This is a genomic window from Streptomyces sp. NPDC005706 (assembly GCF_040631045.1).
GTDB lineage: Bacteria > Actinomycetota > Actinomycetes > Streptomycetales > Streptomycetaceae > Streptomyces.
On record NZ_JBEXYS010000002.1, the window covers coordinates 116,214 to 140,901 of the forward strand.

The 24,688-nt window shown below is 71.5% G+C and carries 27 protein-coding genes and 1 riboswitch; of the genes, 11 read left to right on the top strand and 16 right to left on the bottom strand.

Annotated elements, in window-relative coordinates:
- Position 1 precedes the first annotated feature (1 nt).
- Positions 2-961 carry an ABC transporter substrate-binding protein gene (locus tag ABZ478_RS04115; RefSeq protein WP_359545172.1) on the top strand — a complete coding sequence of 320 codons (960 nt, stop codon included), beginning with the start codon at positions 2-4 and terminating at the stop codon, positions 959-961.
- 6 nt (positions 962-967) lie between these two features.
- Here the strand turns inward: ABZ478_RS04115 and ABZ478_RS04120 are convergent, their stop codons facing one another.
- The gene (locus tag ABZ478_RS04120; protein WP_359545173.1) at positions 968-1,690 is read right to left on the bottom strand and encodes an isocitrate lyase/phosphoenolpyruvate mutase family protein; all 723 of its coding nucleotides are present in this window, start codon (positions 1,688-1,690) and stop codon (positions 968-970) included.
- 26 nt (positions 1,691-1,716) lie between these two features.
- Complete coding sequence (locus tag ABZ478_RS04125; RefSeq protein ID WP_359545175.1) at positions 1,717-2,217, bottom strand: carboxymuconolactone decarboxylase family protein; 501 nt, start codon at positions 2,215-2,217, stop codon at positions 1,717-1,719.
- A gap of 46 nt (positions 2,218-2,263) precedes the next feature.
- Here ABZ478_RS04125 and ABZ478_RS04130 point away from each other — a divergent pair, with 46 nt between their 5' ends.
- Positions 2,264-3,463: a PLP-dependent aminotransferase family protein gene (locus ABZ478_RS04130; protein WP_359545176.1), complete on the top strand. Its 1,200-nt coding sequence runs from the start codon at positions 2,264-2,266 to the stop codon at positions 3,461-3,463.
- Between the two features lie 90 nt (positions 3,464-3,553).
- Here ABZ478_RS04130 and ABZ478_RS04135 read toward each other — a convergent pair whose 3' ends face one another.
- Complete coding sequence (locus tag ABZ478_RS04135) at positions 3,554-4,384, bottom strand: DMT family transporter (protein WP_359545869.1); 831 nt, start codon at positions 4,382-4,384, stop codon at positions 3,554-3,556.
- 119 nt (positions 4,385-4,503) lie between these two features.
- On the opposite strand from ABZ478_RS04135, the gene ABZ478_RS04140 reads away from it, so the two are divergent.
- On the top strand, positions 4,504-4,845 hold the full coding sequence (locus ABZ478_RS04140; RefSeq protein ID WP_359545178.1) for a hypothetical protein: 342 nt from the start codon (positions 4,504-4,506) through the stop codon (positions 4,843-4,845).
- A 12-nt stretch (positions 4,846-4,857) separates the two neighbouring features.
- Positions 4,858-6,042, top strand: a complete 1,185-nt coding sequence (locus ABZ478_RS04145) for a glutathionylspermidine synthase family protein (protein ID WP_359545180.1) — start codon at positions 4,858-4,860, stop codon at positions 6,040-6,042.
- A gap of 33 nt (positions 6,043-6,075) precedes the next feature.
- On the opposite strand, the gene rocD is transcribed toward ABZ478_RS04145, so the two are convergent.
- Positions 6,076-7,281: an ornithine--oxo-acid transaminase gene (gene rocD / locus ABZ478_RS04150; RefSeq protein WP_359545181.1), complete on the bottom strand. Its 1,206-nt coding sequence runs from the start codon at positions 7,279-7,281 to the stop codon at positions 6,076-6,078.
- A gap of 114 nt (positions 7,282-7,395) precedes the next feature.
- A riboswitch (ZMP/ZTP riboswitch) is annotated at positions 7,396-7,484 on the top strand.
- Between the two features lie 32 nt (positions 7,485-7,516).
- On the opposite strand from rocD, the gene ABZ478_RS04155 reads away from it, so the two are divergent.
- The gene (locus ABZ478_RS04155) at positions 7,517-8,968 is read left to right on the top strand and encodes a glycine hydroxymethyltransferase (RefSeq protein WP_359545183.1); all 1,452 of its coding nucleotides are present in this window, start codon (positions 7,517-7,519) and stop codon (positions 8,966-8,968) included.
- Positions 8,969-8,971: 3 nt separating this feature from the next.
- Here ABZ478_RS04155 and ABZ478_RS04160 read toward each other — a convergent pair whose 3' ends face one another.
- Positions 8,972-9,655, bottom strand: a complete 684-nt coding sequence (locus ABZ478_RS04160; RefSeq protein ID WP_359545184.1) for a hypothetical protein — start codon at positions 9,653-9,655, stop codon at positions 8,972-8,974.
- A gap of 168 nt (positions 9,656-9,823) precedes the next feature.
- On the opposite strand from ABZ478_RS04160, the gene trpS reads away from it, so the two are divergent.
- Complete coding sequence (gene trpS, locus ABZ478_RS04165; protein ID WP_359545186.1) at positions 9,824-10,834, top strand: tryptophan--tRNA ligase; 1,011 nt, start codon at positions 9,824-9,826, stop codon at positions 10,832-10,834.
- Between the two features lie 146 nt (positions 10,835-10,980).
- Positions 10,981-11,559 (top strand): 2'-5' RNA ligase family protein, encoded by a 579-nt coding sequence (locus ABZ478_RS04170; protein ID WP_359545187.1) that lies wholly within the window; start codon positions 10,981-10,983, stop codon positions 11,557-11,559.
- Between the two features lie 11 nt (positions 11,560-11,570).
- Here ABZ478_RS04170 and ABZ478_RS04175 read toward each other — a convergent pair whose 3' ends face one another.
- Entirely contained in the window at positions 11,571-12,326 is a 756-nt protein-coding gene (locus tag ABZ478_RS04175; protein ID WP_359545189.1) for a decaprenylphospho-beta-D-erythro-pentofuranosid-2-ulose 2-reductase, read from the bottom strand.
- A gap of 143 nt (positions 12,327-12,469) precedes the next feature.
- Between ABZ478_RS04175 and ABZ478_RS04180 the strand changes: the two genes are divergently transcribed.
- Entirely contained in the window at positions 12,470-13,378 is a 909-nt protein-coding gene (locus tag ABZ478_RS04180; protein WP_359545191.1) for a YihY/virulence factor BrkB family protein, read from the top strand.
- On the opposite strand, the gene ABZ478_RS04185 is transcribed toward ABZ478_RS04180, so the two are convergent.
- Positions 13,326-14,558: a D-alanyl-D-alanine carboxypeptidase gene (locus ABZ478_RS04185; protein ID WP_359545193.1), complete on the bottom strand. Its 1,233-nt coding sequence runs from the start codon at positions 14,556-14,558 to the stop codon at positions 13,326-13,328. The genes ABZ478_RS04180 and ABZ478_RS04185 overlap by 53 nt on opposite strands.
- A 172-nt stretch (positions 14,559-14,730) precedes the next feature.
- Here ABZ478_RS04185 and ABZ478_RS04190 point away from each other — a divergent pair, with 172 nt between their 5' ends.
- The 3 genes from ABZ478_RS04190 (at position 14,731) to ABZ478_RS04200 (ending at position 18,051) form a co-directional block, all read left to right on the top strand.
- The gene (locus ABZ478_RS04190; RefSeq protein ID WP_359545194.1) at positions 14,731-14,970 is read left to right on the top strand and encodes a hypothetical protein; all 240 of its coding nucleotides are present in this window, start codon (positions 14,731-14,733) and stop codon (positions 14,968-14,970) included.
- Between the two features lie 16 nt (positions 14,971-14,986).
- On the top strand, positions 14,987-16,267 hold the full coding sequence (locus ABZ478_RS04195; RefSeq protein WP_359545197.1) for a metallophosphoesterase: 1,281 nt from the start codon (positions 14,987-14,989) through the stop codon (positions 16,265-16,267).
- Between the two features lie 239 nt (positions 16,268-16,506).
- The gene (locus ABZ478_RS04200) at positions 16,507-18,051 is read left to right on the top strand and encodes an ABC transporter substrate-binding protein (RefSeq protein WP_359545199.1); all 1,545 of its coding nucleotides are present in this window, start codon (positions 16,507-16,509) and stop codon (positions 18,049-18,051) included.
- Positions 18,052-18,069: 18 nt separating this feature from the next.
- Here ABZ478_RS04200 and ABZ478_RS04205 read toward each other — a convergent pair whose 3' ends face one another.
- The 9 genes from ABZ478_RS04205 to ABZ478_RS04245 form a co-directional block, all read right to left on the bottom strand.
- Positions 18,070-18,843, bottom strand: coding sequence for a TetR family transcriptional regulator (locus ABZ478_RS04205; protein WP_359545200.1), 774 nt, complete (start codon positions 18,841-18,843; stop codon positions 18,070-18,072).
- 9 nt (positions 18,844-18,852) lie between these two features.
- On the bottom strand, positions 18,853-19,347 hold the full coding sequence (locus ABZ478_RS04210; protein WP_359545202.1) for a DCC1-like thiol-disulfide oxidoreductase family protein: 495 nt from the start codon (positions 19,345-19,347) through the stop codon (positions 18,853-18,855).
- Positions 19,344-19,751: a hypothetical protein gene (locus tag ABZ478_RS04215; protein ID WP_359545204.1), complete on the bottom strand. Its 408-nt coding sequence runs from the start codon at positions 19,749-19,751 to the stop codon at positions 19,344-19,346. Before ABZ478_RS04215 ends, ABZ478_RS04210 begins: the two co-directional genes overlap by 4 nt.
- Positions 19,752-19,858: 107 nt before the next feature.
- Positions 19,859-20,269: a VOC family protein gene (locus ABZ478_RS04220; RefSeq protein ID WP_359545206.1), complete on the bottom strand. Its 411-nt coding sequence runs from the start codon at positions 20,267-20,269 to the stop codon at positions 19,859-19,861.
- A 137-nt stretch (positions 20,270-20,406) separates the two neighbouring features.
- A complete protein-coding gene (locus ABZ478_RS04225; protein WP_359545208.1) occupies positions 20,407-21,186 on the bottom strand; it encodes a succinate dehydrogenase iron-sulfur subunit in 780 nt (259 codons plus the stop codon).
- A complete protein-coding gene (gene sdhA, locus ABZ478_RS04230) occupies positions 21,186-22,940 on the bottom strand; it encodes a succinate dehydrogenase flavoprotein subunit (RefSeq protein ID WP_359545210.1) in 1,755 nt (584 codons plus the stop codon). Before sdhA ends, ABZ478_RS04225 begins: the two co-directional genes overlap by 1 nt.
- Before the next feature lie 19 nt (positions 22,941-22,959).
- Complete coding sequence (locus tag ABZ478_RS04235) at positions 22,960-23,442, bottom strand: succinate dehydrogenase hydrophobic membrane anchor subunit (protein WP_358937995.1); 483 nt, start codon at positions 23,440-23,442, stop codon at positions 22,960-22,962.
- Between the two features lie 5 nt (positions 23,443-23,447).
- Positions 23,448-23,828 (bottom strand): succinate dehydrogenase, cytochrome b556 subunit, encoded by a 381-nt coding sequence (gene sdhC / locus ABZ478_RS04240; RefSeq protein WP_358937993.1) that lies wholly within the window; start codon positions 23,826-23,828, stop codon positions 23,448-23,450.
- A gap of 188 nt (positions 23,829-24,016) precedes the next feature.
- Positions 24,017-24,577, bottom strand: coding sequence for a 2-oxo-4-hydroxy-4-carboxy-5-ureidoimidazoline decarboxylase (locus tag ABZ478_RS04245; protein WP_359545211.1), 561 nt, complete (start codon positions 24,575-24,577; stop codon positions 24,017-24,019).
- Positions 24,578-24,688: the final 111 nt, after the last annotated feature.

Here is a 24,688-nt window from a genome sequence, read left to right on the forward strand (position 1 = left end):
CATGCGATTCCGTACGACTCTCACGGTGGCCGCGGGTGTGTCCGCGCTCGCGCTGCTCACCGGCTGCGGCGCCGCCGACATGACCAAGCAGGCCAGCCCCTTCGCCAACGCGCGGGGCTCGAAGACCGTCACCCTGTCCGTGCAGTCCTGGGTGGGCGCCCAGTCCAACGTGGCCGTCGCCCAGTACCTGCTGGAGCACAAGCTGGGCTACCGCGTCGACACCGTCCAGGTCGACGAGGTCCCCGCGTGGGACGCGCTCAGCCAGGGCCGGGTCGACGCCATCCTGGAGGACTGGGGCCACCCGGACCAGGAGAAGCGGTACGTCGAGGACAAGAGGACGATCGCGCCCGGCGGCGGCCTCGGGGTGACCGGGCACATCGGCTGGTACGTCCCCACCTACCTGGTCAAGCAGCACCCGGACATCACCGACTGGCACAACCTGAACAAGTACGCCTCCCTCTTCCGCACCGCGGAGAGCGGCGGCAAGGGCCAGCTGATGGACGGCTCCCCGTCCTACGTCACCAACGACAAGGCGCTGGTGAACAACCTGAAGCTCGACTACCAGGTCGTCTTCGCCGGTTCCGAGGCGGCGCAGATCACCCAGATGAAGCAGTTCGCCAAGGAGAAGAAGCCCTTCCTGACGTACTGGTACGCGCCGCAGTGGCTGTTCAGGAAGGTCCCCATGACGGAGGTGAAGCTGCCGCCGTACAAGGAGGGCTGCGACGCGGACACGGCCAGGATCACCTGCGCCTATCCGCACACCCCGCTGCAGAAGTACCTCAACTCCGGCTTCGCGAAGTCCGGTGGCGGGGCGGCGGCCTTCCTGAAGAAGTTCAAGTGGACGACCGAGGACCAGAACGAGGTTTCCCTGATGATCGCCGACCAGAAGCTGAGCCCGCAGGACGCGGCGAAGAAGTGGGTGGACAGCCACCCGTCCGTCTGGAAGAAGTGGCTGTCCTGAGCCGGCTCAGCGCAGTCCGGCGACGATCTCGCCCAGCGCGGCCGCGGCCCGTCGCTGGAGTCCCGGACCGAACGTGACGCGAGTGGCCCCGAGTTCGCCGAGCAGGGCGGGCGAGGGGCCCTCGCCGTCCAGCCGGGCCACCATGTTGAGCGGGCCCTGGATGCCCGACCGCAGCAGGGGCAGCACATCCGGCGGCGCGAGGATCGGGTACACGCAGTCCGCGCCCGCCGCCACGTACAGCGCGGCACGTGCGATGGCCTGTTCCGGGTCGCCGTCGCCGTGGACGAAGGTGTCGACGCGGGCGTTGACGAACAGCCGGTCGGCGGCGGCCGAGCGGACCTCGGCGAGGTACTCGGCGTGCTCGTGCGGGTCCTTGAGGACACCCCCCGTTCCCGAGTCCTCGAGGTTGCAGCCCACCACGCCCGCTTCCAGCAGCCGCTCCACCAGCTCCTTCGGCGCGAGCCCGTACCCGCTCTCGACGTCCGCCGACACCGGCACGTCCACCGCCCGGGCGATCCGGGCGACCGCCGCGAACATCTCGTCGGCGGGGGTCTCGCCGTCCTCGTAGCCGAGGGAGGCGGCGACCCCGGCGCTGGGAGTGGCCAGCGCCGGGAACCCGGCATCCACGCACGCCCGGGCGCTCGCCGCGTCCCACGGGCCGGGCAGCACCAGAGGATCGCCCTGGGGGCGCCGGCGGTGCAGCGCGCGGAACAGGTCCGCCCCGCTCACGGCCGGCGACTCCCCGGCGGGGCGGCTCATCCGTGGTGCCCCGGCTGGTAGTGGCCGGGTGCCATCCGGGTCGTCACACCGAAGCGGTTCCAGGCGTTGATCACCGTGATCGCGGCGATCAGCCGCGCCAGCTCGGCCTCCTCGAACCGCTTGGCGGCCCGGTCGTACACCTCGTCCGGCACGAAGCCCTCGGTCAGCACGGTGACCGCCTCGGTCAGCTCGATCGCCGCCAGCTCCTTCTCCGTGTAGAAGTGCCGGGACTCCTCCCAGGCGCTGAGCTGCACGATCCGCTCCACGCTCTCGCCCGCGGCGAGGGCGTCCTTGGTGTGCATGTCGAGGCAGAAGGCGCAGTGGTTGAGCTGGGAGGCGCGGATCTTCACCAGCTCGTACAGCTTGGGGTCGAGGCCCTGCCTGGCGGCGGTGTCCAGGCGGACCATCGCCTTGTAGACCTCGGGCGCGTGCCGGGCCCACTCCAGGCGCGGGGCGTGTTCGGTGGCGTACTCGACGGTTTCCTGTGCGCTGCTCATGGTTCGACCCTAGGAGTCGGGCAGCCCAGGAGTATGGTCCATTTCCATGGCGAATCCCTGGGCCAATCTGGGCGTGGACCTCCATCTGGAACCGGCCGGGACCGGTGGCCTGCGCCGCGGCCTGACCGACGCGCTGCGGGACGCGGTCCGCACCGGCCGCCTGGCCCCCGGCACCCGGCTGCCGTCCTCCCGCTCCCTCGCCGGTGACCTCGGCATCGCCCGCAACACCGTCGCCGAGGCCTACGCCGACCTGGTCGCCGAGGGCTGGCTCACCGCCCGACAGGGCTCCGGCACCCGGGTGGCGGAGCGTGCGGTGATCCCGCCCGCGGTGGACGCGCCCCGCCGCCGGCCGCCGGGCCGCCCGGCGTACAGCCTCGTCCCCGGCACCCCCGACCTCGCCGCCTTCCCGCGCACCGAGTGGCTCAAGGCCGCCCGCCGCGCCCTGGCCACCGCCCCCTTCGACGCCCTCGGCTACGGCGACCCGCGCGGCCGTCCCGAACTGCGCACCGCCCTCGCCGGCTACCTGGCCCGCGTCCGGGGCGTCCGCGCCGACCCCGGGACGATCATGATCACCGCCGGCTTCTCGCACGCCCTGCGCGTCCTCGGCACGCTGCTGCGGGCCCGCGGGGTGCGCTCGGTGGCGGTGGAGTGGGCGCGGCGCACCGGCGCCCTGGTCCTGGAGGACGACTACGACGGCGAGTTCCGCTACGACCGCCAGCCCGTCGGGGCCCTCCAGGGCCTGGACCCCGGCCGGGTCGTCCACCTCGGCACCACCAGCAAGTCCCTCGCCCCCGGTCTCAGGCTGGGCTGGATGGTCCTGCCGCCCTCGCTGGTGGAGGAGGCGGCCGCGGCCAAGGGCCGGATCGACACCGTGGGCGTGCTGGACCAGCTCACCCTGGCCGAGTTCCTCACCTCCGGCGCCTACGACCGGCACGTCCGCTCCGCCCGGCTGCGCTACCGGCGCCGCCGTGACGCCCTCGCCGCCGCCGTGGCCGAGCGCGCGCCCGGTGTCCGGGTCACCGGGATCGCGGCCGGCCTGCACGCGGTGCTGCGGCTGCCGCCCGGCAGCGAACAGTCGGTGGTGCAGGCCGCGACCTGGCAGGGCCTGGCCCTGCACGGCCTGTCCCACCACCGGCACCCCGGAGCCCTCGCCGAACCGGCCGACGCCCTGGTCGTCGGCTACGGCACCCCACCGGACAGCGCCTGGGCGGGCGCGCTGGAGGCACTGTGCCGGGCGCTGCCGTGAAACGAGGGCTTCCTCGTCCGGAGCGAGCTCGCCCCGGTCCCGGGACCGGGAGCGGGTTCACCCCGCTCCCGCTCCCGGTCCGCAGCAAGCTCACCCCTCCTCCACCGCCACGGCCGGCGCCTCCCCGAACCGAGCCAGGGCCAGCGCACCCGCCACCGCCACCGCGAACCCGAGCGCGGCCAGCCAGCCCAGGCCCTCCCGGGTGCGGTCGCCGAGCCAGACGACGCCCACCGCCGCCGGACCGATCGTCTCGCCGATCACCATGCCGGCCGTCGCGGTCGTCACCGAGCCGCGTTGCAGGGCCGAGGTCAGCAGCACGAAGGCGGCGCCGCCGCCGATCAGGAGGGCGTAGAACGCCGGATCGGTGAGCAGATGGGCCGGCCGCAGGGAGTCGATCAGCCGGACCGCCACCTCCACCACCCCGAACCCGAAACCCGCCCCGAGACCCAGCACGAGGGCCCGCATCCGTCCCGACAGCCGCCCGCCCAGCAGAGCGAGCACCGCCATGCCGGCCGCCGTCGCCAGCATCGCCCACTTCAGGGCGTCCGAACCGCCCTCCTCGCCCTCCGGCCCCGACGCCAGGCCCAGCATCGCGAGGCCGGCGCACACCACGCCCACCGCGCCCCACTCCGTGCCGCTGAGCCGCACCCTCAGCAGGCGCGCCGCGACCACCGCCGTCACCGCCAGGCTCGAGGCCAGCGCCGCGCTCACCGCGTAGATCGGGATCGAGCGCAGCGCCGCGATCTGGAACAGGAAGCCCAGTCCGTCCAGCGCGAGACCGGCCAGGTACCGCCACTGCCGCAGGGCCCGCAGCAGCAGGGCGACCTCGCCGCCCCCGCCCGTACCCGCCTCCCGGGCGGCCATCGCCTGCAACACCGTCGCGGTACCGAAGCAGACCGCCGCGCCGAGCGCGCACACCATTCCAAACAGCACGAACCGACTCTAGGCGAGGGCGGGATGGCGGGGCCCCCTGCGGGAAGCCGAGCACGCCCGCCTAGGCTGACCGCCGCACACCGCACAGCAGACGGGGGAGACACCACATGGCGAACACGCGCGCGCAACTGCGCTCCACCACGGTCGTCCTGGGCGGCATGGGCCTGCTCGCCGCCGCCCTGACCGCCTGCTCCTCCGACCCGGACAAGCGCTGCGTCGACCGGGACAGCTACCGCCTGGCCAAGGGCTACCAGGTCGTCTCCGACAAGAACTGCAAGTCCGCCAAGACCGCGGTGAACGGCTCCTGGTACTACGGCGGCAAGAAGAAGGGCTCCTGGGTCACCGACGGTTCCTTCACCAGGCCGAGCAAGGGTTCGGGCGGCTCCTCGGGCGGCAGCGGAGTGCACCGCGGCGGGTTCGGCGGCGGCAAGGGCGGCTCGGGCGGCTGACCGCCACACACCATGGAACGCCGAACCATCACCCCCCGCCCCGACTGGCAGCGGACCGTGGAGGAGCAGGGGCTCATCTACCCGCTCACCCGCCACCCCGACGGCGCCCTGCGCCCGTACTGGGACGAGAGCGCCTGCTACGTCTTCACCCTGGACGAGGTCGAGGCGCTGGAGGAGACCGTCGGGGAACTGCACCGCATGTGCCTGGCGGCCGCCGGGCACATCGTGGCGAAGGATCGTTTCGCCGACCTCGGCATCACCGATCCGCGGGTCGTCGCGGCCGTCACCGAGGCCTGGCACCGCCGCGCCGAACTTCCCTCCGTCTACGGCAGGTTCGACCTGCGCTACGACGGCACCGGTCCGGCGAAACTGCTGGAGTACAACGCCGACACCCCCACCTCGCTGGTCGAGGCCGCGTCCCCCCAGTGGTTCTGGATGGAGGAGCGCTTCCCCGGCGCCGACCAGTGGAACTCCCTGCACGAGCGCCTGGTCGACGCCTGGCGCGAGCAGGCCGCGCTGCTCCCGCCGGGCAGCCCGCTGCACTTCGCGCACTCCTCGGCCGACGAACTCGGCGAGGACCTGATGACGGTCGCCTATCTGAAGGAGACCGCCGAGCAGGCCGGGCTCGCCACCGACTGGATCTCCATGGAGGAGATCGGCTGGGACACCCTCTCCGGCCGGTTCGTGGACAACGGACTCCGTTTCATCCGCGCCGTCTTCAAGCTCTACCCGTGGGAGTGGCTCACCACCGACGCGTTCGCCGGGCACGTCCTCGACACCCTCGACAACGGCGGCGGCAGCGGCAGCACCCTGTGGATCGAGCCCGCCTGGAAGATGCTGCTGAGCAACAAGGCCCTGCTGGCCGTCCTCTGGGAGCTGTACCCCGGCCATCCGAACCTGCTCCCCGCTTACCTCGACGGCCCGCGGGAACTGGCCCGGACCACCGGCTACGTGGCAAAGCCCCTGCTGGGCCGCGAGGGCGAGGGCGTCACCGTGCACGAGCCGGGCGCGCCCGCGGCCGTACGCGACGAAACCTGCTGTTACCAGCAGCTGGCCCCGCTGCCCGCCTTCGACGGCAACCATGTCGTCCTCGGCGCCTGGACCGTCCGGGACGAGCCGGCCGGGCTCGGCATCCGCGAGTCCTCGGGCCTGGTCACGGACGGATACGCCCGCTTCCTGCCGCACGTGATCCTCTAGGAGGGCCGCACCGGAGGACCCGCCGGACGGCCCCTAGCCGCCCAGTACGGCCTCCAGCTGCTCGACGCCCCAGTCCAGGTCCTCCTCGCCGATGACCAGCGGCGGCGCGATCCGGACGGTCGAGCCGTGGGTGTCCTTCACCAGCACACCCCGTTCCATCAGCCGCTCCGACACCTGACGCGCGGTGCCGGCCCGCGGCGCGATGTCCACGCCCGCCCACAGCCCGCGCCCCCGCACGGCCGTCACCGGGCCCGCGCCGAGCAGCCCGCGCAGCCGCCCGTGCAGCCGCTCGCCCAGCTCGGCCGCCCGCGCCTGGTACTCGCCGGTCCGCAGCATCGCGATCACCTCCAGCGCCACCGCGCAGGCCAGCGGGTTCCCGCCGAACGTCGACCCGTGCTCGCCCGGCCGGAACACACCCAGCACCTCCGCGCTCGACACCACCGCCGACACCGGCAGGATCCCGCCGCCCAGCGCCTTGCCCAGCACGTACACGTCCGGCACCACCCCCTCGTGCTCGCACGCGAAGGTCCGCCCGGTCCGCCCGAGACCCGACTGGATCTCGTCGGCGACGAAGAGCACGTTCCGCTCGCGGGTCAGCTCCCGCACCCCGGCCAGATAGCCGGCCGGCGGCACGATCACACCCGACTCGCCCTGGATCGGCTCCAGCAGCACGGCGACCGTGTTCTCGGTGAGCGCCCCCCGCATCGCGGTCAGATCGCCGTACGGCACGATCTCGAACCCCGGCGTGTACGGACCGAAGTCCGCCCGGGCCTCCGGATCGGTCGAGAAGCTGATCACCGTCGTCGTACGTCCGTGGAAGTTGCCGCCCGCGACCACCACCTTGGCCATCTCCGCGGGCACCCCCTTCACCCGGTAGCCCCACTTCCGGGCCGTCTTCACCGCGCTCTCCACGGCCTCCGTGCCGGTGTTCATGGGCAGCACCATCTCCATGCCGCACAGCTCGGCCAGCTCGGTGCAGAAGGCCGCGAAGCGGTCGTGGTGGAAGGCGCGGGACGTCAGCGTCACCCGCTCGAGCTGCCGCCGGGCCGCCTCGACCAGCCGAGGGTTGCCGTGCCCGAAGTTCAGCGCCGAATACCCGGCCAGCAGGTCCAGATAGCGGCGCCCCGCCACGTCGGTCAGCCACGCGCCCTCGGCCGTGGCCACGACGACCGGCAGCGGATGGTAGGTGGGCGCGCTGTGCGCGTCGGCGGCGGCGATGAGGTCTTCAGCAGTGGGCACGGCCTCTCCCGGATGACGACGGTGACTCTCCCGGACACGACGATGGCCCCCTTCCTATCCTCGCTCGCATGGTGGACGCGGGACCTCCCCGTCACGGCGCGCCCGGTAGGCTGATCAGCGGGTCGTGACTGGCGCGCAGGGATGGGACGGACCATCGGGGAGCGGCCCGACGGAAGACAGTGCCGTGCGCCTGGGCCGAACGTGAACGCTGAACGCACGCCGTCCGGAGGTCCCCATGCCAGAGCAGAAGTCCCTCTCCACCGAGTCCACCGCCTTCCGCGCCGCACTCGACGTCATCCGCACGGTCGAACCGCGGGTCGCCGACGCCATCGGCCAGGAGGTCACCGACCAGCGCGCGATGCTCAAGCTGATCGCCTCCGAGAACTACGCCTCCCCGGCGACCCTGCTGGCGATGGGCAACTGGTTCAGCGACAAGTACGCCGAGGGCACCGTCGGCCGCCGCTTCTACGCCGGCTGCCGCAACGTCGACACCGTCGAGTCGCTGGCCGCCGAGCACGCCCGCGAGCTGTTCGGCGCCCGGCACGCCTACGTCCAGCCGCACTCCGGCATCGACGCCAACCTCGTCGCCTTCTGGGCCGTCCTCGCCGACCGTGTCGAGGTGCCGTTCCTGGCGAAGACCGGCGCCCGCCAGGTCAACGACCTCACCGAGGCCGACTGGGCCGAGTTGCGCCAGGCCTTCGGCAACCAGCGCATGCTCGGCATGTCCCTGGACGCCGGCGGCCACCTCACCCACGGCTTCCGCCCGAACATCTCCGGCAAGATGTTCGACCAGCGCTCCTACGGCACCGACCCGGCCACCGGCCTCATCGACTACGAGGCGCTGCGCGCACAGGCCCGCGAGTTCAAGCCGCTGATCATCGTGGCCGGCTACTCCGCCTACCCGCGCCTGGTGAACTTCCGGATCATGCGCGAGATCGCCGACGAGGTCGGGGCGACCCTGATGGTCGACATGGCCCACTTCGCGGGCCTGGTCGCCGGCAAGGTCCTGACCGGCGACTTCGACCCGGTCCCGCACGCCCAGATCGTCACCACGACCACCCACAAGTCCCTGCGCGGCCCGCGCGGCGGCATGGTCCTGTGCGACGACTCCCTGAAGGACCAGGTCGACCGCGGCTGCCCGATGGTGCTCGGCGGCCCGCTGCCGCACGTGATGGCCGCCAAGGCCGTCGCCCTCGCCGAGGCCCGGCAGCCCTCCTTCCAGGACTACGCCCGGCGCATCGTCGACAACTCCCGCGCCCTGGCCGAGGGGCTGACGCGCCGCGGCGCCACCCTGGTCACCGGCGGCACGGACAACCACCTCAACCTGATCGACGTGGCCGGCTCCTACGGCCTCACCGGACGCCAGGCCGAGGCGGCCCTGCTGGACTCCGGCATCGTCACCAACCGCAACGCCATCCCGGCCGACCCGAACGGCGCCTGGTACACCTCCGGCATCCGCGTCGGCACCCCCGCCCTGACCACCCGGGGCCTGGGCACCGCAGAGATGGACGAGGTCGCCGGCCTCATCGACCGCGTCCTCACCACCACCGAGGCCGGCACCACCAAGTCCGGCGCCCCCTCCAAGGCCCAGCACGTACTCGACCCCAAGATCGCGGACGAGATCTCCCACCGCGCGACCGACCTGGTCGCGGGCTTCCCGCTGTACCCCGAGGTCGACCTCGGCTGATCCTCAGAGGTCGATCAGCTCCTGACGAGGCTCCCCGCGCGGCGGCCCGGTACGACGCCGGTCCGCCGCGCGGCAGGCCAGGAAGGTGCCGGCGGCCCCGGCGGCGAGCCCGCCGGCGGCCGCCCACCACAGCGGGACGGCGGACCGGTACCCGCTCCGGTCCGGGGCGGCGGGCACCGGCGCGCCGAGGAGCCCCGCGCGGTCCAGCCGGTCGTAGAGGTCCCGCCGCGCCCGGTGCCACCGGATGTCGTCGTCCTCCACGTCCGGCGCGGGGTCCGTGCGCACCCAGGGTGTGCCGTCCCCGGCGAGGAAGAGCTGGTCCACCCGCTCGACGGCCGTGTCCCCGCCCGGCGCCCGGCTGGTCTGCGGCCAGCCGCCCACGCCGGTCAGGCCCCACACCACGGTGACCCGGACCCGCGGGTACCGCCCCCGGGTCCAGGCCCGGGGCACCGGCCGGGTCCCGGTGTACTCCGGCCGCAGCAGCTCCCGGAGCCCGTCGAAGGACGGCTCGCCGGACGCCACCGCCCTCGGCGTGCCGCCGCCGCTCGGAATGATCATCAGCACATCGGGTGGATCGGCGTCCGCCGCCCGCGCGGCCCCCGGCGCCCCGCCCAGGGCGAGCGCTACCGCGACCACCGTCGCCCGAGCGGCCCGCGCCCGCCGCGGCCATGTCCCCCGCGCGCCCATGAACTCCCCCTCCGGTGTGTCCCTCCTTGTTACATCCCGCGGACCGGATCGCGCCCCGCCTGTGCCCCACCCGTTCCGGATCCCCGCCCGTTACCTGAGAGAATGGTGAACATGGCCAACGACCGCCCACCCGTCGCCCACCACCACCCTCAGGGGAATGGCTCCGCCATGCAGCGTCCTCCGCGTGTGCTCTCCGGAATCCAGCCCACCGCAGGCTCGTTCCACCTCGGCAACTACCTCGGCGCCGTCCGCCAGTGGGTGGCCCTGCAGGAGTCCCACGACGCGTTCTACATGGTCGTCGACCTGCACGCGATCACCATTCCGCAGGAACCGGCGCAGCTCCGGGCCAACACCCGGCTGGCCGCCGCGCAGTTGCTGGCCGCGGGTCTCGACCCGGACCGGTGCACCCTCTTCGTGCAGAGCCACGTCCCCGAGCACGCCCAGCTCGCCTGGGTCATGAACTGCCTCACCGGCTTCGGCGAGGCCTCCCGCATGACCCAGTTCAAGGACAAGTCCGCCAAGCAGGGCGCCGACCGGGCCTCCGTCGGCCTGTTCACGTACCCGGTCCTGCAGGTCGCGGACATCCTGCTGTACCAGGCCAACGAGGTGCCGGTCGGCGAGGACCAGCGTCAGCACATCGAGCTGACCCGCGACCTCGCCGAGCGGTTCAACGGGCGGTTCGGCCAGACCTTCACCGTCCCGAAGCCGTACATCCTCAAGGAGACGGCGAAGATCTACGACCTGCAGGACCCGACGGTCAAGATGAGCAAGTCGGCGTCCACCCCCAAGGGCCTGATCAACCTGCTGGACGAGCCGAAGGCGACGGCGAAGAAGGTCAAGAGCGCGGTCACCGACACCGACACGGTGATCCGCTACGACACCGAGAACAAGCCGGGCGTCTCCAACCTGCTCACCATCTTCTCCACCCTCACCGGCCGCTCGATCGAGGAGCTGGAGAAGGACTACGAGGGCAAGATGTACGGCGCGCTCAAGACGGACCTCGCCGACGTCATGGTGGAGTTCGTGACGCCGTTCCGGGAGCGCACCCAGCAGTACCTGGAGGACCCCGAGACGCTCGACTCGGTCCTGGCCAAGGGCGCGGAGAAGGCGCGGGCCGTGGCCGCGGAGACGCTCGCGCAGGCGTACGACCGGGTGGGCTTCCTGCCGGCGAAGCACTGAGCGGCGCCGGGCGTACGGCCGCACGCGCACCCGAGCGGGCGGAGCGCTGCACATCACGGCCGCCGCGCCTGCCCACGGGACAGCCGTGGCCGTACAGTCGATAACCGACGGGTGAGAAGAAAACAGACACGACGAGGGGAGACGACGTGGGGACCGTAACGATCGGCGTGTCGATCGCGGTCCCGGAGCCTCACGGCAGCCTGCTCCAGGAGCGGCGCGCGGGCTTCGGCGACGCCGCGGCTCACGGCATCCCCTCGCATGTCACCCTGCTGCCGCCGACCGAGGTGGACGAGGCCGACCTGCCGGCGGTGGACGCCCATCTGCGAGGGGTCGCGGCGGCCGGGCGGCCGTTCCCGATGCGGCTGTCCGGGACCGGTACCTTCCGGCCGCTGTCGCCGGTCGTCTACGTGTGCGTCGTCCAAGGCGCCGAGGACTGCTCCTGGCTGCAGGAGCGAGTCCGCGACTCCTCCGGGCCGGTGCCGCGGGAGCTGCAGTTCCCGTACCACCCGCACGTCACGGTCGCGCACGGCATCGACGAGGCGGCGATGGACCGCGCCTTCGCGGAGCTGGCCGGGTTCGAGGCCGAGTGGCCGTGCACCGGGTTCGCGCTGCACGAGCAGGGCGCCGACGGTGTGTGGCGCAAGCTCCGGGAGTACCCGTTCGGCGGATCCGTGGTGCCGCCGCAGGCGGGCCACATGGACCGCGGCACGATCGCCCGCCGGTAGCGGCCGCCTCCTCAGAGGGGCAGTCTGCGGAACACCGTCCGCGGCGCGTACCGCAGCACCGCCATCACCAGGCGCAGGAAGCCCGGCACCCACACCGTCGCCGAGCGGCGGCGCAGGCCCAGTTCGACGGCCGTGGCGACCGCCTCGGGGGTGGTGGCGAAGGGCGCCCGGGGCAGGCCCGCCGTCCTGCGCGTGACGACGAAGCCGGGGCGTACGACCATGACGTGCACGCCGGTGCCGTACAGCGCGTCGCCGAGGCCCTGCGCAAAGGTGTCGAGCCCGGCCTTGCTGGAGCCGTAGATGAAGTCCACCCGGCGGGCGCGCTCGCCGGCGATCGAGGAGAGGACCACCAGCGAGCCGTGGCCCTGGGTCTGCAGCGCGCGGGCCGCCACCAGGCCCGCCGACACGGCTCCGGTGTAGTTGGTCTGCGCGACCTGGACGGCGCGCAGCGGGTCGCGCTCGTCGTGGGCCTGGTCGCCGAGGATGCCGAAGGCCAGCAGCACCAGATCGATGTCGCCCTCGGCGAACACCTTGCCCAGGACCGGCTCGTGGGACTCGGGGTCGAGGGCGTCGAAGGCGAAGGTGCGGACGTCGGCGCCGAGCGCGCGCAGGCTCTCGGCCGCCTGCTCCAGACCGGGCGAGGGGCGACCCGCCAGCCGGACGGTCCGGGCGCCGCGGGCGATCAGGCGGCGCACGGTGGCGAGCGCGATCTCGGAGGTGCCGCCGAGGACGAGCAGGGACCGGGGGAGGGGTTCGAGGTCGGCCATGCCGGTGACCGTATCGCCCCTTTATGGGCGAGTGACCGCAGAACATAACTCCGCTCGGCGCAACGGGTGATTAATGGGATGTCACTCAATAGTGTCGCCGTCACCCGCACATCGGGTCTCGGTGGCGCGGGCAGAGACGCAGCATGGACTGGCTGAAGAAGCTCCCCGGGATCGGGCCGATCGTCACCCGTCTGATGACCACGCACGCCTGGCGTTCCTACGAGCGCCTGGACCGGGTGAAGTGGACGAGGCTGGCCGCCGCGATGACCTTCGTCAGCTTCGTCGCACTGTTCCCGCTGCTGACGCTGGCCGCCACCGTCGCCGCCGCCACGCTCAGCCAGTCGCAGCAGCGGAACCTGCAGAACAAGATCGCCGAGCAGATCCCCGGCATCTCCGACCAGCTCGACATCAACTCCCTGGTGGAGAACGCCGGCACCGTCGGGGTGATCGCCGGTGCCCTGCTGCTGTTCACCGGCATGGGCTGGGTCGGCCAGGTGCGCGACTGCCTGCGCGCGGTGTGGGAGCTGCCCGACAGCGAGGAGAACCCGTTCCTCGCCAAGGCCAAGGACGCGGGCATCCTGGTCGGTCTCGGCGGCGCGGTCGTCGCCACCCTCGCCATCTCCACCGTGGCCTCGGCGATGGTGGGCCGGCTCAGCGACAGCCTCGGCCTCGACCGGGCCGGCTGGGGGCATGTGCTGCTGCAGATCATCGCGTTCGCCGTGGCCGTGCTCGCCGACTTCCTGCTGCTGCTCTACGTGCTGACCCTGCTGCCCGGCACCGAACCCCCGCGCCGCCGGCTGCTCGTGGCCGCGCTGACCGGGGCGGTCGGCTTCGAACTGCTGAAGCTGCTGCTCAGCGGCTACATCCAGGGAGTCGCCTCGAAGAGCATGTACGGCGCGTTCGGCGTTCCCGTGGCCCTGCTGCTGTGGATCAACTTCACCGCGAAGCTCGTCCTGTTCTGCGCCTCCTGGACCGCGACGCCGAGCAAGGACGCCGAGATCACGAACGCGTCCGACGGCGCATCAGATCCGGCAGCGGCCAACGGCGATTGATCAGGAACACCCCGCCCCCGAGCAGCACCAGCAGCCCGCCGGCGACGGCCAGGGCGGTTCCGACGCCGGTGGAGCCGATCCTCCCCGAGGCGCTCGCCGCCGGCCGCGTGCCGGACCCGCCGGTCCGGTGCGCCGGGCCGGCGGAGGAGGTGGCGCCCGGCTGGGACGTGGACTGCGCGCCCTTCGGCGGCACCAGCTCGCCCACCGGCTCCACCTTGCCGGCCGCCCGGAAGCCCCAGTCGAACAGCTTCGCGGCCTCCTTGTAGACCTCGTTGTGCTCGTGCTTCTCCGGGTTCATCACCGTGACCAGCAGCACCTTGCCGTCGCGTTCGGCGACACCGGTGAAGGTGGCGCCCGCGTCGGTGGTGTTGCCGTTCTTCACCCCGGCGATGCCCTGGTAGACGGGCACGTCCGTGTCGCCGCTCAGCAGCCGGTTGGTGTTGCGGATCTCGCCGGACTCGAACTTCGCCGACACGGTGGAGCAGTACTCGCGGAAGTCCTTCTTCTGCAGCCCGGAGCGGGCGAACAGCGTCAGGTCGTACGCCGACGAACGCTGCCTGGGCGCGTCGTACCCGTCCGGGCTGACCACGTGGGTGTCCAGGGCCTGCAGCTCGTCCGCGTGGTCCTGCATGTCCTGGACGGTCCGGTCCACCCCGCCGTTCATCGCGGAGAGCACGTGCACGGCGTCGTTGCCCGAGCGCAGGAAGACCCCGAGCCACAGGTCGTGCACGGAGTAGGTGTGGCTCTCCTTTATCCCGACCACGCTCGAACCGGCGCCCATGCCCGCGAGGTCGGACGGGACCACCTTGTGTTCCATGGTCTTCGGGAACCGGGGCAGCAGGGTGTCCGCGAACAGCATCTTCAGGGTGCTCGCCGGAGGCAGCGGCCAGTGCGCGTCGTGCGCGGCGAGGATCTCGCCGGACTCCGCGTCGGAGACGATCCAGGACCGTGCGGTGAGGTCCTTGGGAAGCACGGGCACCCCGGCCGCGAGGTTCACCTGGGTCCCGGGCTGACCGAGCCGGGCGCCGCCCACCCGCGACATGACCGCCGGGGGAGTGGCCGACGGGCTCGTGGAGGGCGTCGGGGCCGCGAGCGCCGCGGGAGCGGTGGCGGAAAGGGACAGCAACGTGGCGGAGGTGACCAGCAGGGATCGCCTGAAGGTCTTCTTCGGTGCGGGCACGGTCGGAAACGTACCTGCCATGGACACCGAAGTCCCGCCCGGCACCCCACCCCGGCCACGGAACGGGAGCCCGCACAGCGATACTGAACGCATGCCGTGCTCATCCGGGGGACAACCCCCGGACCCCCGGCCGGTCGCCCGGCCCCGGCATCGTGTCGAAAGGTCAGTCTCCGTGAAACTCAGCCGCCCGGTCTCCTGGTTCCTGCTCGCCTTCGGGGTGTGGAGCTGGGTCATCTGGATCACTTTCGTCAAGAACCTGGTCGAGGACGGCAGCGGACTCGCCTTCGACGACGGCCACCCGACCGCGTACTTCTGGGTGCATCTGCTGCTGGCGATCGTCTCCTTCGTATTGGGGACGGTCATCGGGCTCATCGGGTTGCGCGGACTGCGCGCACTGCGCCCGAAGTCATAGCGGGAGACACTGCAGCGTGGTCATCGTCTTCGTCCTCCTCGCGGCGGCCGTCCTGGCCGTGCTGGTGCTCGGGCACTGGTACGTGTGGCGCCGTCTGGTCCGCGACACCACCCGCGGCCCGGGCCCGGCCCGCCGCGCCGGCACGGCGGTGTTCGTCGCCGGCCCGCTGCTGATGGTCGGCGCCCTGGTCGCCGAACGCTCCGGCGCCCCCTTCTGGCTCCAGCGCACCCTCGCCTGGCCCGGCTTCCTGTGGATGGCGCTGGCGCTGTACCTGCTGGTGGCGGTGGTGGCCGGCGAGGTCGTACGGCCGCTGCTGGGACGGCTCCTGGCACGCCGGGCGCGGACCGCCGAGACCCTCGCACGGGAGCCGGAGACCGTGCCGGCGGCAGCGCGGCCGGTGCCGGAGGGGCCGGAGCCCGCCGGGCAGGACGAGCCGGAGTCCGCCGAGGAGGCGCCGCGCGGCACGAGCGCCCCTTCCCGGCGGCTGTTCGTCTCCCGGGTCGTGGGCGGGGCCGCCGTGGCCGCCGCCGTCGGAACCGTCGGTCACGGCACCCACGGTGTGCTGCGCGGGCCGCGGGTCAAGCGCGTCACCGTGCCGCTCGCCCGGCTGCCGCGCGCCGCGCACGGGTTCCGGATCGCCGTCGTCAGCGACATCCACCTCGGGCCCGTCCTCGGCCGCGGCTTCGCGCAGCGGGTCGTCGACACCGTGAACGCCACCCGGCCCGACCTGATCGCGGTCGTCGGCGACCTGGTGGACGGCAGCGTGAAGGACCTCGGCCCGGCCGCCGCGCCGCTGGCCCAACTCAGCGCGCGGCACGGGGCGTACTTCGTCACCGGCAACCACGAGTACTTCTCCGGCGCCGAGCAGTGGGTCGCCGAGGTGCGCACCCTCGGCCTGCACCCGCTGGAGAACGCCCGCACCGAACTTCCATACTTCGACCTGGCCGGGGTGAACGACCTCCAGGGCGAGAGCGAGGGCCGGGGCCCGGACTTCGAGAAGGCGCTCGGGGACCGGGACCCGGCCCGCGCCTGTGTGCTGCTCGCCCACCAGCCGGTGCAGATCCACGAGGCGGTCCGGCACGGCGTGGACCTCCAGCTCTCCGGCCACACCCACGGCGGCCAGCTCTGGCCCGGCAATCTGATCGCGGCCGCCGCCAACCCCACCGTGGCCGGTCTCGAACGCTACGGCGACACGCAGTTGTACGTCAGCAGGGGCGCCGGCGCCTGGGGACCGCCCACCCGGGTCGACGCGCCCTCGGACGTGACGGTGATCGAGCTGGCCGCCACGCGCGCCTGACCGGGCCGCGGTCGCACTTGGCGGAAACCGCTTCCACCTCCCTGTGAAGGGGCTGTGAAATTCGGCGGAAACAACGCCTCGGTAAGTTCTCCCTCATTCGGGCCGAAAGCTCTTCCCCCCGCTGAAACAGGTGTGATTAGGTGAGCCGCGCCACTAGGGGAGTGGCCGTTTTTTTTGTGCTGGGCCAGGGGTAGGGCCCTGGCAGGCCTGGGAGGGGCACCACCATGCGATCTGTTCGCATGCGTATTCTCGTGACGCTGCTCGTACTCGCGGTCGTGGGAATCGGCGGCTGGCAGTTGCTGCCGTCGCAGGACGACAAGAACCGGACGATCACCGTCGGCACGACCGACGCGGTCACCTCACTCGACCCGGCCGGCGCCTACGACGCCGGATCCTGGGCCCTGTTCAGCAATGTCTTCCAGACCCTGCTGACCTTCGAGCCGGGCGGGGCCAAGCCCGTCCCCGACGCGGCGAAGAGCTGCGCCTTCGAGGGCGGCGGGCTGAAGACGTACCGGTGCTCGCTGCGTGACGACATCACCTTCCCGAGCGGGCGCGAGCTCACCGCCGCGGACGTGAAGTACTCCTTCGAGCGGGTCAAGAGGATCAACTCGGACGTCGGTCCGGCGTCCCTGTTCTCCACCCTCGGCTCGGTGACCGCCGACAGCGCTGGCACCGTCACCTTCCACCTGTCGTCCCCGGACGCCACCTTCCCGCTGAAGGTCGCCACCGGCGCCGGCTCCATCGTGGACAAGGACACGTACCCGGCCAAGGCCCTGCGCACCGACACCGGTGTCGACGGCACCGGCCCGTACACGCTGACCTCGTACACCAAGGACCAGAAGGCCGTCCTCGCGCCCTACGGGCAGTACCAGGGCTACCTCGGCGGCACCGGCCGCCCCATCGAGCTGCGCTACTACGCCAACTCCCAGAAGCTGCAGAGCGCCTGGGAGCACAAGCAGCTCGACGTCGCCACCCGGACGCTGCCGCCGCAGGTCCTGTCCGAGCTGAACCCGAGCGACCCCACCCAGCGCGTCACCGAGTCGGACAGCTCCGAGACCCGCAACCTCTACCTCAACACCCGCGCGAAGTCCCCGCTGCACGACGCGCGGGTGCGCCGCGCCATGGCCTGGCTGGTCAACCGCGAGCAACTGGCCGCCAAGGTGTACGACGGCACCGTCGACCCGCTGTACTCGCTGATCCCGACCGGCATCATCGGCCACACCACGTCCTTCTTCGACACCTACCCGACGCAGAGCACCGCGAAGGCGCGGGAGCTGCTCACCCAGGCCGGGGTGACCCTGCCGGTGCGCTTCACCCTCGGCTACGGCAAGGGCCGGGGCGCGGGCGCGGAGGAGGCGGCGGAGCTGAAGCGGCAGCTCGAGAAGGGCGGCCTGTTCAAGGTGGACGTCCGGGGCTACGAGTGGACCGACTTCCAGAAGCGCTGGGCCGCCGGGAAGATGGACGCCTGGGCGGTCGGCTGGGTGGCCGACTACCCCGACCCGGACACCTTCGGCTCCCCGCTGGTCGGCACCGGCTCCACCATGAGCACCGGCTACAGCAGCAAGGCCGTCGACGCACTCATCCGGAACAGCCAGCAGTACGCCGACCGCGCGCGGGCCTCGAACGACTTCCGCGACATCCAGGGGGACGTGGCGGCCGACGTGCCGCTGATCCCGCTGTGGCAGCGCAAGGAGTACGTGGTCAGCACCGAGGACGTCGGCGGCGGCCAGTACCTCTCGGACGGCACGGGCGTGTTCCGCCTGTGGCGCCTGCAGTGGATCTGACGCCGGGCGGGTGAGGGGTCAGTCCCCGGCCCCGTCCTCGTCCGCGCCGGCGCCCTCGCGGGCGGCCCTGGCCGCCGGGTCCGGCAGCGCCCTCGTCATCCCCGGCAGGAAGTCCGTGAACAGCTCGTGGACCTCCAGGACCAGGGGGCGCAGCACCCGGAACCTGGCCAGGGCCACCCCGCGGGCGGTCAGCCGTGCGCCGCGCCGCGCCAGCCGGTAGCTGCGCTCGCGGCCCTCGGTCCGGTCGAAGACCCAGTACAGGACGAGACCCATCTGGGACAGCCACATCAGCTCCGGCAGCACGTCCCGCAGTTCGGGCGCCACCTTGGACTTCGAGCCGGCCAGCAGCTCCCGGTGGACGCTGATGGCCTGCTCCCGCGCGTGCTCGCTCTCCGGGGAGAACGGGCTGAGCGGGCTGTCGGGGTCGGCGGCGTTCTTGAAGAACTGGACCGCGAACTCGTGGTAGGGCCTGGCGATGTCCAGCCACGCGGTCAGCACGCCCGCGAGCCGGGCCTCCAGATCGGTCTCCCGGTCCAGGACCTCCCGGACCGCCACCTGGTGCTCGGCGGCGATCCGGTCGTAGAAGCCCTGGATCAGGTGCTCCTTGCCCGCGAAGTAGTAGTAGGCGTTGCCGACGGAGACGCCGGCCTCCTTGGCGATGGCCCGCATGGTCGTCTTGTCGTAGCCGCGCTCCTGGAAGAGCCGCATCGCGGTCTCCAGGATGAGCGCGCGGGTCTGCTCGGACTTGGTCTGGGGGCCGGCCGCTTCGGGGCCTTCGTTCTTCGCGGGCACGGCATGAGCCTAACCAGTCGGGCAGGCGCCGCCGGAACAGGTCGGCGGGTTGTAGGTCCAGCCCGCGCGCGGGTCGTACGACCATCCGTCGGCCCGCGGGTAGGCCTGCCCGCCCCACTGCGCGCCCCGCCACTTGGCGGCCGCCAGCACCGCGCCCCGGGCCAGCCTGGCCCCGGCCGGGGTGCTCAGCCGGTGGGCGAGCGGGCGGTGTTCGCGCAGGGCCCACAGGACGACGATCCAGGCGCGGGAGGCCTGGTACACCTGCCCGGAGTCGCCGATCACGGTGACCTCCTCCAGGGTGGCGGCGTGGTCGAGTCCCGGGTAGCGCCGGCGGGCCTCGTCCGAGCCGGCCGGGACCAGCTCCAGCGGCACCAGCTTCGGCTGCCGTACGAGCCAGTCGCGCAGGTGCGTGCACAGGGCGCACTCGGCGTCGTAGAGGACGGTGAGCCCGCGGACCGGGACGGACCCGGCGTCCCGGTCCCGCGCGGAGGTCACCGCGCTCACGCCCCCGCCGTCGGCGGGACCCAGGCCTGCGGGGCCACCGGGGGCTGCTGCTCCCGCTCCATCAGCCCGCGCCGCCGGATCCTGTTGAGCACGTACACGTTGCCCAGGTGCATCACACCGAGCACCAGAAGCACCACGCCGAGCTTGGCCGACAGGGCCTCGAAGATGCCCCGGGTGTCGTCTATGTCGCCGCTGTCGTTCAGGTACAGCGCCACGAAGCCCAGGTTGACGAGGTAGAAGCCGACCACCAGGAGGTGGTTGACGGCGTCGGCGAGCTTCTCGTTGCCGCGCAGCACGTCGGACAGGAAGACCCGGCCGTTGCGGCTGAGCGTGCGGGCCACCCAGACGGTCAGCGCGATGCTGACCACCAGGTAGATGACGTAGGCGATGACGGTGCGGTCCATGCCCCACCCCTTCTTGAACGCGTTCAAAACGCTGACAGAGATGACTCTAGCCCTGCTTTTGAACATGTTCAACTCAAGGGCGCGGCGGATCGCGCCGGCTGCGCGCGTCAGCTCCGGCGGCCCAGCTCCGGGCGCTTGCTGTAGTCGGTGAACCCGAGGACGTTCCCCCAGGGGTCGGCGATCTCGACGGTCCAGCCGGTGGCCCCCGGGAAGGGCTCGTCCAGCGACACGATCCCCGTGGCGGCCAGCTCCCGCGCCGCCGCCCGCGCGTCCGGCACCTCGAGCCACAGCCGCGGCGAGGGCCACGGCGGCGGCCGGTGCCCCAGTGCCTCCTCGGCGCGCAGCAGGATCCCGGGCACCTCGCCGCCGACCTTCAGCAGGGCGATCCCGGCCTCGTCGAGCCGGAACCCTACGGTGAACCCGGCCCGCTCGTAGAAGTCGACGGCCTCGCCGAGGTCGCCGACGGGAAACAGCGCGTTGTCGAACCCGAGCAGTTCGTACGACCCTTTGTCTGACATGTCGTCACATTAGGGCTCAAACCCGACCATACGCGAGAAGCCCCACCGGAGCGGATCCGGCGGGGCTCGTTCTCCGCACGCCCGAGGGCCCCGCTCCCAGTGGGAACGGGGCCCTCGGAGGGGTACTGCGGACGACCTCAGTAGCGGCGCGTGATCAGCGCGCGCTTGACTTCCTGGATCGCCTTGGTGACCTCGATACCGCGCGGGCAGGCGTCCGTGCAGTTGAAGGTCGTGCGGCAGCGCCACACGCCGTCGCGGTCGTTGAGGATCTCCAGGCGCTGCTCGCCCGCCTCGTCACGGCTGTCGAAGATGAAGCGGTGGGCGTTCACGATCGCGGCCGGGCCGAAGTACTGGCCGTCGTTCCAGAACACCGGGCAGGACGACGTGCACGCGGCGCAGAGGATGCACTTCGTGGTGTCGTCGAAGCGCTCGCGGTCCTCGGCGGACTGCAGACGCTCGCGCGTCGGCTCGTTCGTGTCCTTCGTGACGAGGAAGGGCATGACGTCCCGGTACGCCTGGAAGAACGGCTCCATGTCCACGACCAGGTCCTTCAGGACCGTGAGGCCCTTGATGGGCTCGACCGTGATCGGCTTCTCGGGGTTGATGTCCTTGATCAGCGTCTTGCACGCCAGGCGGTTCTTGCCGTTGATCCGCATGGCGTCGGAGCCGCAGATGCCGTGGGCGCAGGAACGGCGGAAGGTCAGGGTGCCGTCGATGTCCCACTTGATCTTGTGCAGACCGTCGAGGACGCGCTCCTTGGGGTCGATCTCCAGCTGGAAGTCTTCCCAGGTCGCCTCCGCCGAGACCTCCGGGTTGAAGCGGCGGATCCGGAAGGTGACGGTGATGTAGGGGGAGTCGGCGAAGCCGGGCTCGGGCTGGCCGGCCGCGTCCGCCTTGTCCAGAACAGGGGTAGCCATCAGTACTTACGCTCCATCGGCTGGTAGCGGGTCTGGACGACCGGCTTGTAGTCGAGACGGACGGTTTCGGAGCCGTCCGCGCCGACCTCGCGGTACGCCATGGTGTGCCGCATGAAGTTGACGTCGTCGCGGTTGGGGTAGTCCTCGCGGTAGTGACCGCCGCGGGACTCCTTGCGGGCGAGCGCGGAGACCGCCATGACCTCGGCCAGCTCGAGCAGGTTGCCCAGCTCGATCGCCTCGAGGAGGTCGGTGTTGAACCGCTTGCCCTTGTCCTGGATCGCCACGTTCCTGTAGCGCTCGCGCAGCTCGGCGATCTTCTCGACGGCCGTCTTGATCGTCTGCTCGGTGCGGAACACCATGACGTTGGCGTCCATGGTCTCCTGCAGCTCACGGCGGATGGTGGCCACCCGCTCGCTGCCGGTGGAGTTGCGCAGCCGCTCGATCTGCTCGACGACGAGCGACTCCGGGTTCTCCGGCAGCTCGACGAAGTCGACCTTCGCCGAGTACTCGGCGGCGGCGATGCCCGCGCGGCGGCCGAACACGTTGATGTCCAGCAGCGAGTTGGTGCCCAGGCGGTTGGCGCCGTGCACCGACACGCAGGCCACCTCGCCGGCCGCGTACAGGCCCGGGACGACGGTGGTGTTGTCCGCCAGGACCTCGCCCTGGACGTTCGTCGGGATGCCGCCCATGGCGTAGTGCGCGGTCGGCTGGATCGGGATCGGGTCCGTGTAGGGCTCGATGCCGAGGTACGTCCGCGCGAACTCGGTGATGTCCGGGAGCTTGGCGTCGAGCTGCTCCGGCGGCAGGTGGGTGAGGTCCAGGTAGACGTGGTCGCCCTCGGGACCGCAGCCGCGGCCCTCACGGATCTCCGTGTAGATGGAGCGGGAGACGACGTCACGGGACGCGAGGTCCTTCATGACCGGCGCGTACTTCTCCATGAAGCGCTCGCCGTCCTTGTTGCGGAGGATGCCGCCCTCGCCGCGCGCGCCCTCGGTGAGGAGGATGCCCATGCGCCAGATGCCGGTCGGGTGGAACTGGAAGAACTCCATGTCCTCCAGCGGCAGGCCCCGGCGGTAGACGGCGGCCTGGCCGTCACCGGTGAGGGTGTGCGCGTTGGAGGTCACCCGGAAGAACTTGCCGGTGCCGCCGGAGGCGTAGATCACGGCCTTCGCCTGGAAGAGGTGGATCTCGCCGGTGGCCAGCTCGTACGCCACCACGCCGGCCGACTTCTTGACGCCGTCGACCTCGGTGATGAGCTGGTCCAGGACGTAGAACTCGTTGAAGAACTCCACGCCCTCCTTGACGCAGTTCTGGTACAGCGTCTGGAGGATCATGTGGCCGGTGCGGTCCGCGGCGTAGCAGGACCGGCGGACCGGGGCCTCGCCGTGGTTGCGGGAGTGACCGCCGAAGCGGCGCTGGTCGATCGTCCCGTCGGGCGTCCGGTTGAACGGCAGGCCCATCTTCTCCAGGTCGAGGACGGCGTCGATGGCCTCCTTCGCCAGGATCTCAGCGGCGTCCTGGTCGACCAGGTAGTCACCGCCCTTGACCGTGTCGAAGGTGTGCCACTCCCAGTTGTCCTCCTCCACGTTGGCCAGCGCGGCGGCCATGCCGCCCTGCGCGGCGCCCGTGTGGGAGCGGGTGGGGTAGAGCTTGGTCAGGACCGCGGTGCGGCTGCGCTTCGTCGACTCGATGGCCGCGCGCATGCCGGCGCCGCCGGCGCCGACGATGACTGTGTCGTACTTGTGGATCTTCATGTTTCTCGCAGCCCCGTGCCTAGCGGATGTTCGGGTCGAAGGTGAAGATCACCAGCGTGCCGAGCAGGATGGTGAACACCGTGGCGGTGTAGAGCAGAGCCTTCAGCCACAGCCGGGTGTTCGCGCGCTCGGCGTAGTCGTTGATGACCGTGCGCAGGCCGTTGGCGCCGTGCAGCATCGCGAGCCACAGCATCAGCAGGTCCCAGACCTGCCAGAACGGGGACGCCCAGCGGCCGGCCACGAAGGCGAAGCCGATCTTGGAGACGCCGCCGTCCAGGACGAGCTGGATCAGCAGGTGGCCGATGACCAGGACGACCAGCACGATGCCGGACAGGCGCATGAACAGCCAGGCGGCCAGCTCGAAGTTGCCCCGGGTGGACTTGGGGCTCTTCTTGGTCCGCCTGCGCGGCGCCTCGATCAGCGGGGCCGGGTTGTCGACGGAGTACACGGGGGCGCCCTCGACGGGGCCGACTCCGGACGCGGGGGTTTCAGTCGTGGACATGAGTGTCAGCTCCCGAACAGGGCACGAACGGCGTGGCCGAGGACCGGGTAGAGCGCGCCGATCATCAGGACGATCCAGACGCCCATCACGGTCCAGAACATCTGCTTCTGGTAGCGCGGGCCCTTCGACCAGAAGTCGACGGCGATGACGCGCAGGCCGTTGAGCGCGTGGAAGAGGATGGCGGCGACGAGGCCGTACTCCAGCAGCGCGACGATAGGCGTCTTGTAGGTCGCCACGACCTTGTCGTAGGCCTCGGGGGAGACACGGACGAGTGCGGTGTCCAGCACATGCACGAACAGGAAGAAGAAGATGAGGACGCCGGTGACTCGGTGAGCCACCCAGGACCACATTCCTTCCCGTCCGCGGTACAGCGTTCCAGCCGGCACGGAAGAACCCTCCGGGAGCGGGGACTAGGGCCGCGCCGGCTTCACGGTCGGTCGGGCCCGGCCGGGTACGGTCCACCGGCCCTCAGCATCGTATCCATGTGGCGCGGCGTGGCTTACGGGGGGCCTACTTGTGTGATCAAAGTGGCACCGGACGGGCTAGGGGTGCGGCATTCGGGTGGTGGTTGCGGTCATATCCCGGAAGCGGGCGTGTTGTGGCTGGTCGCGCCGCTCGGCGGGCGGGGCGCCGGGCCCGCCAGGTACGTCGCCAGCCGGTGCTTCGCCAGGCGCCGCAGCTCCTCCGCGGCCACGACCCGCTCCTCCTCCGGATCGTTCGCCAATCGTGACCGGATGCCCTCCAGGATGCGGTCGATGACCTCGTACACCGGGGTGTCGCCCAGATAGATGACGAACGTGTGTCCGAATTTCGCCTCGTAGGCCGCGTGTGCCGCGCTCAGCGCCATGTGCGCCGCCTGGTAGGTGTCCTCCGGCAGCTCGGGCAGCGGCTCGCCCGCCAGGGCCCTGGCGAGATCGGCGGCGGGCAGGTCGTACGTCGCCTCGTCCGCCGCCGCCAGCAGGGCGTCCAGGTCGGGGTAGGGGCGGTGCTCGGCGATGCGCCTTGACCAGCGCGGATTGCGCAGGCAGCGCAACAGCATCGCGCCCGTCTCGTCGGCGGGGGCGGCGTTGAAGGCGTCCAGCGGCGTAGGGAGGTACGGGAGACGGTGCGCAGGCAGCGTGGGTCCTCGCGTCACATGTGGTGTGGCAGGGGATCTTGTGAAGGCTGTGTCGCTACGTTATCGAGAGTGGTCACACTGTGTCCGACGGGTATCTGAATTTCACCCGTACGGAAGAGTTTCGGAACA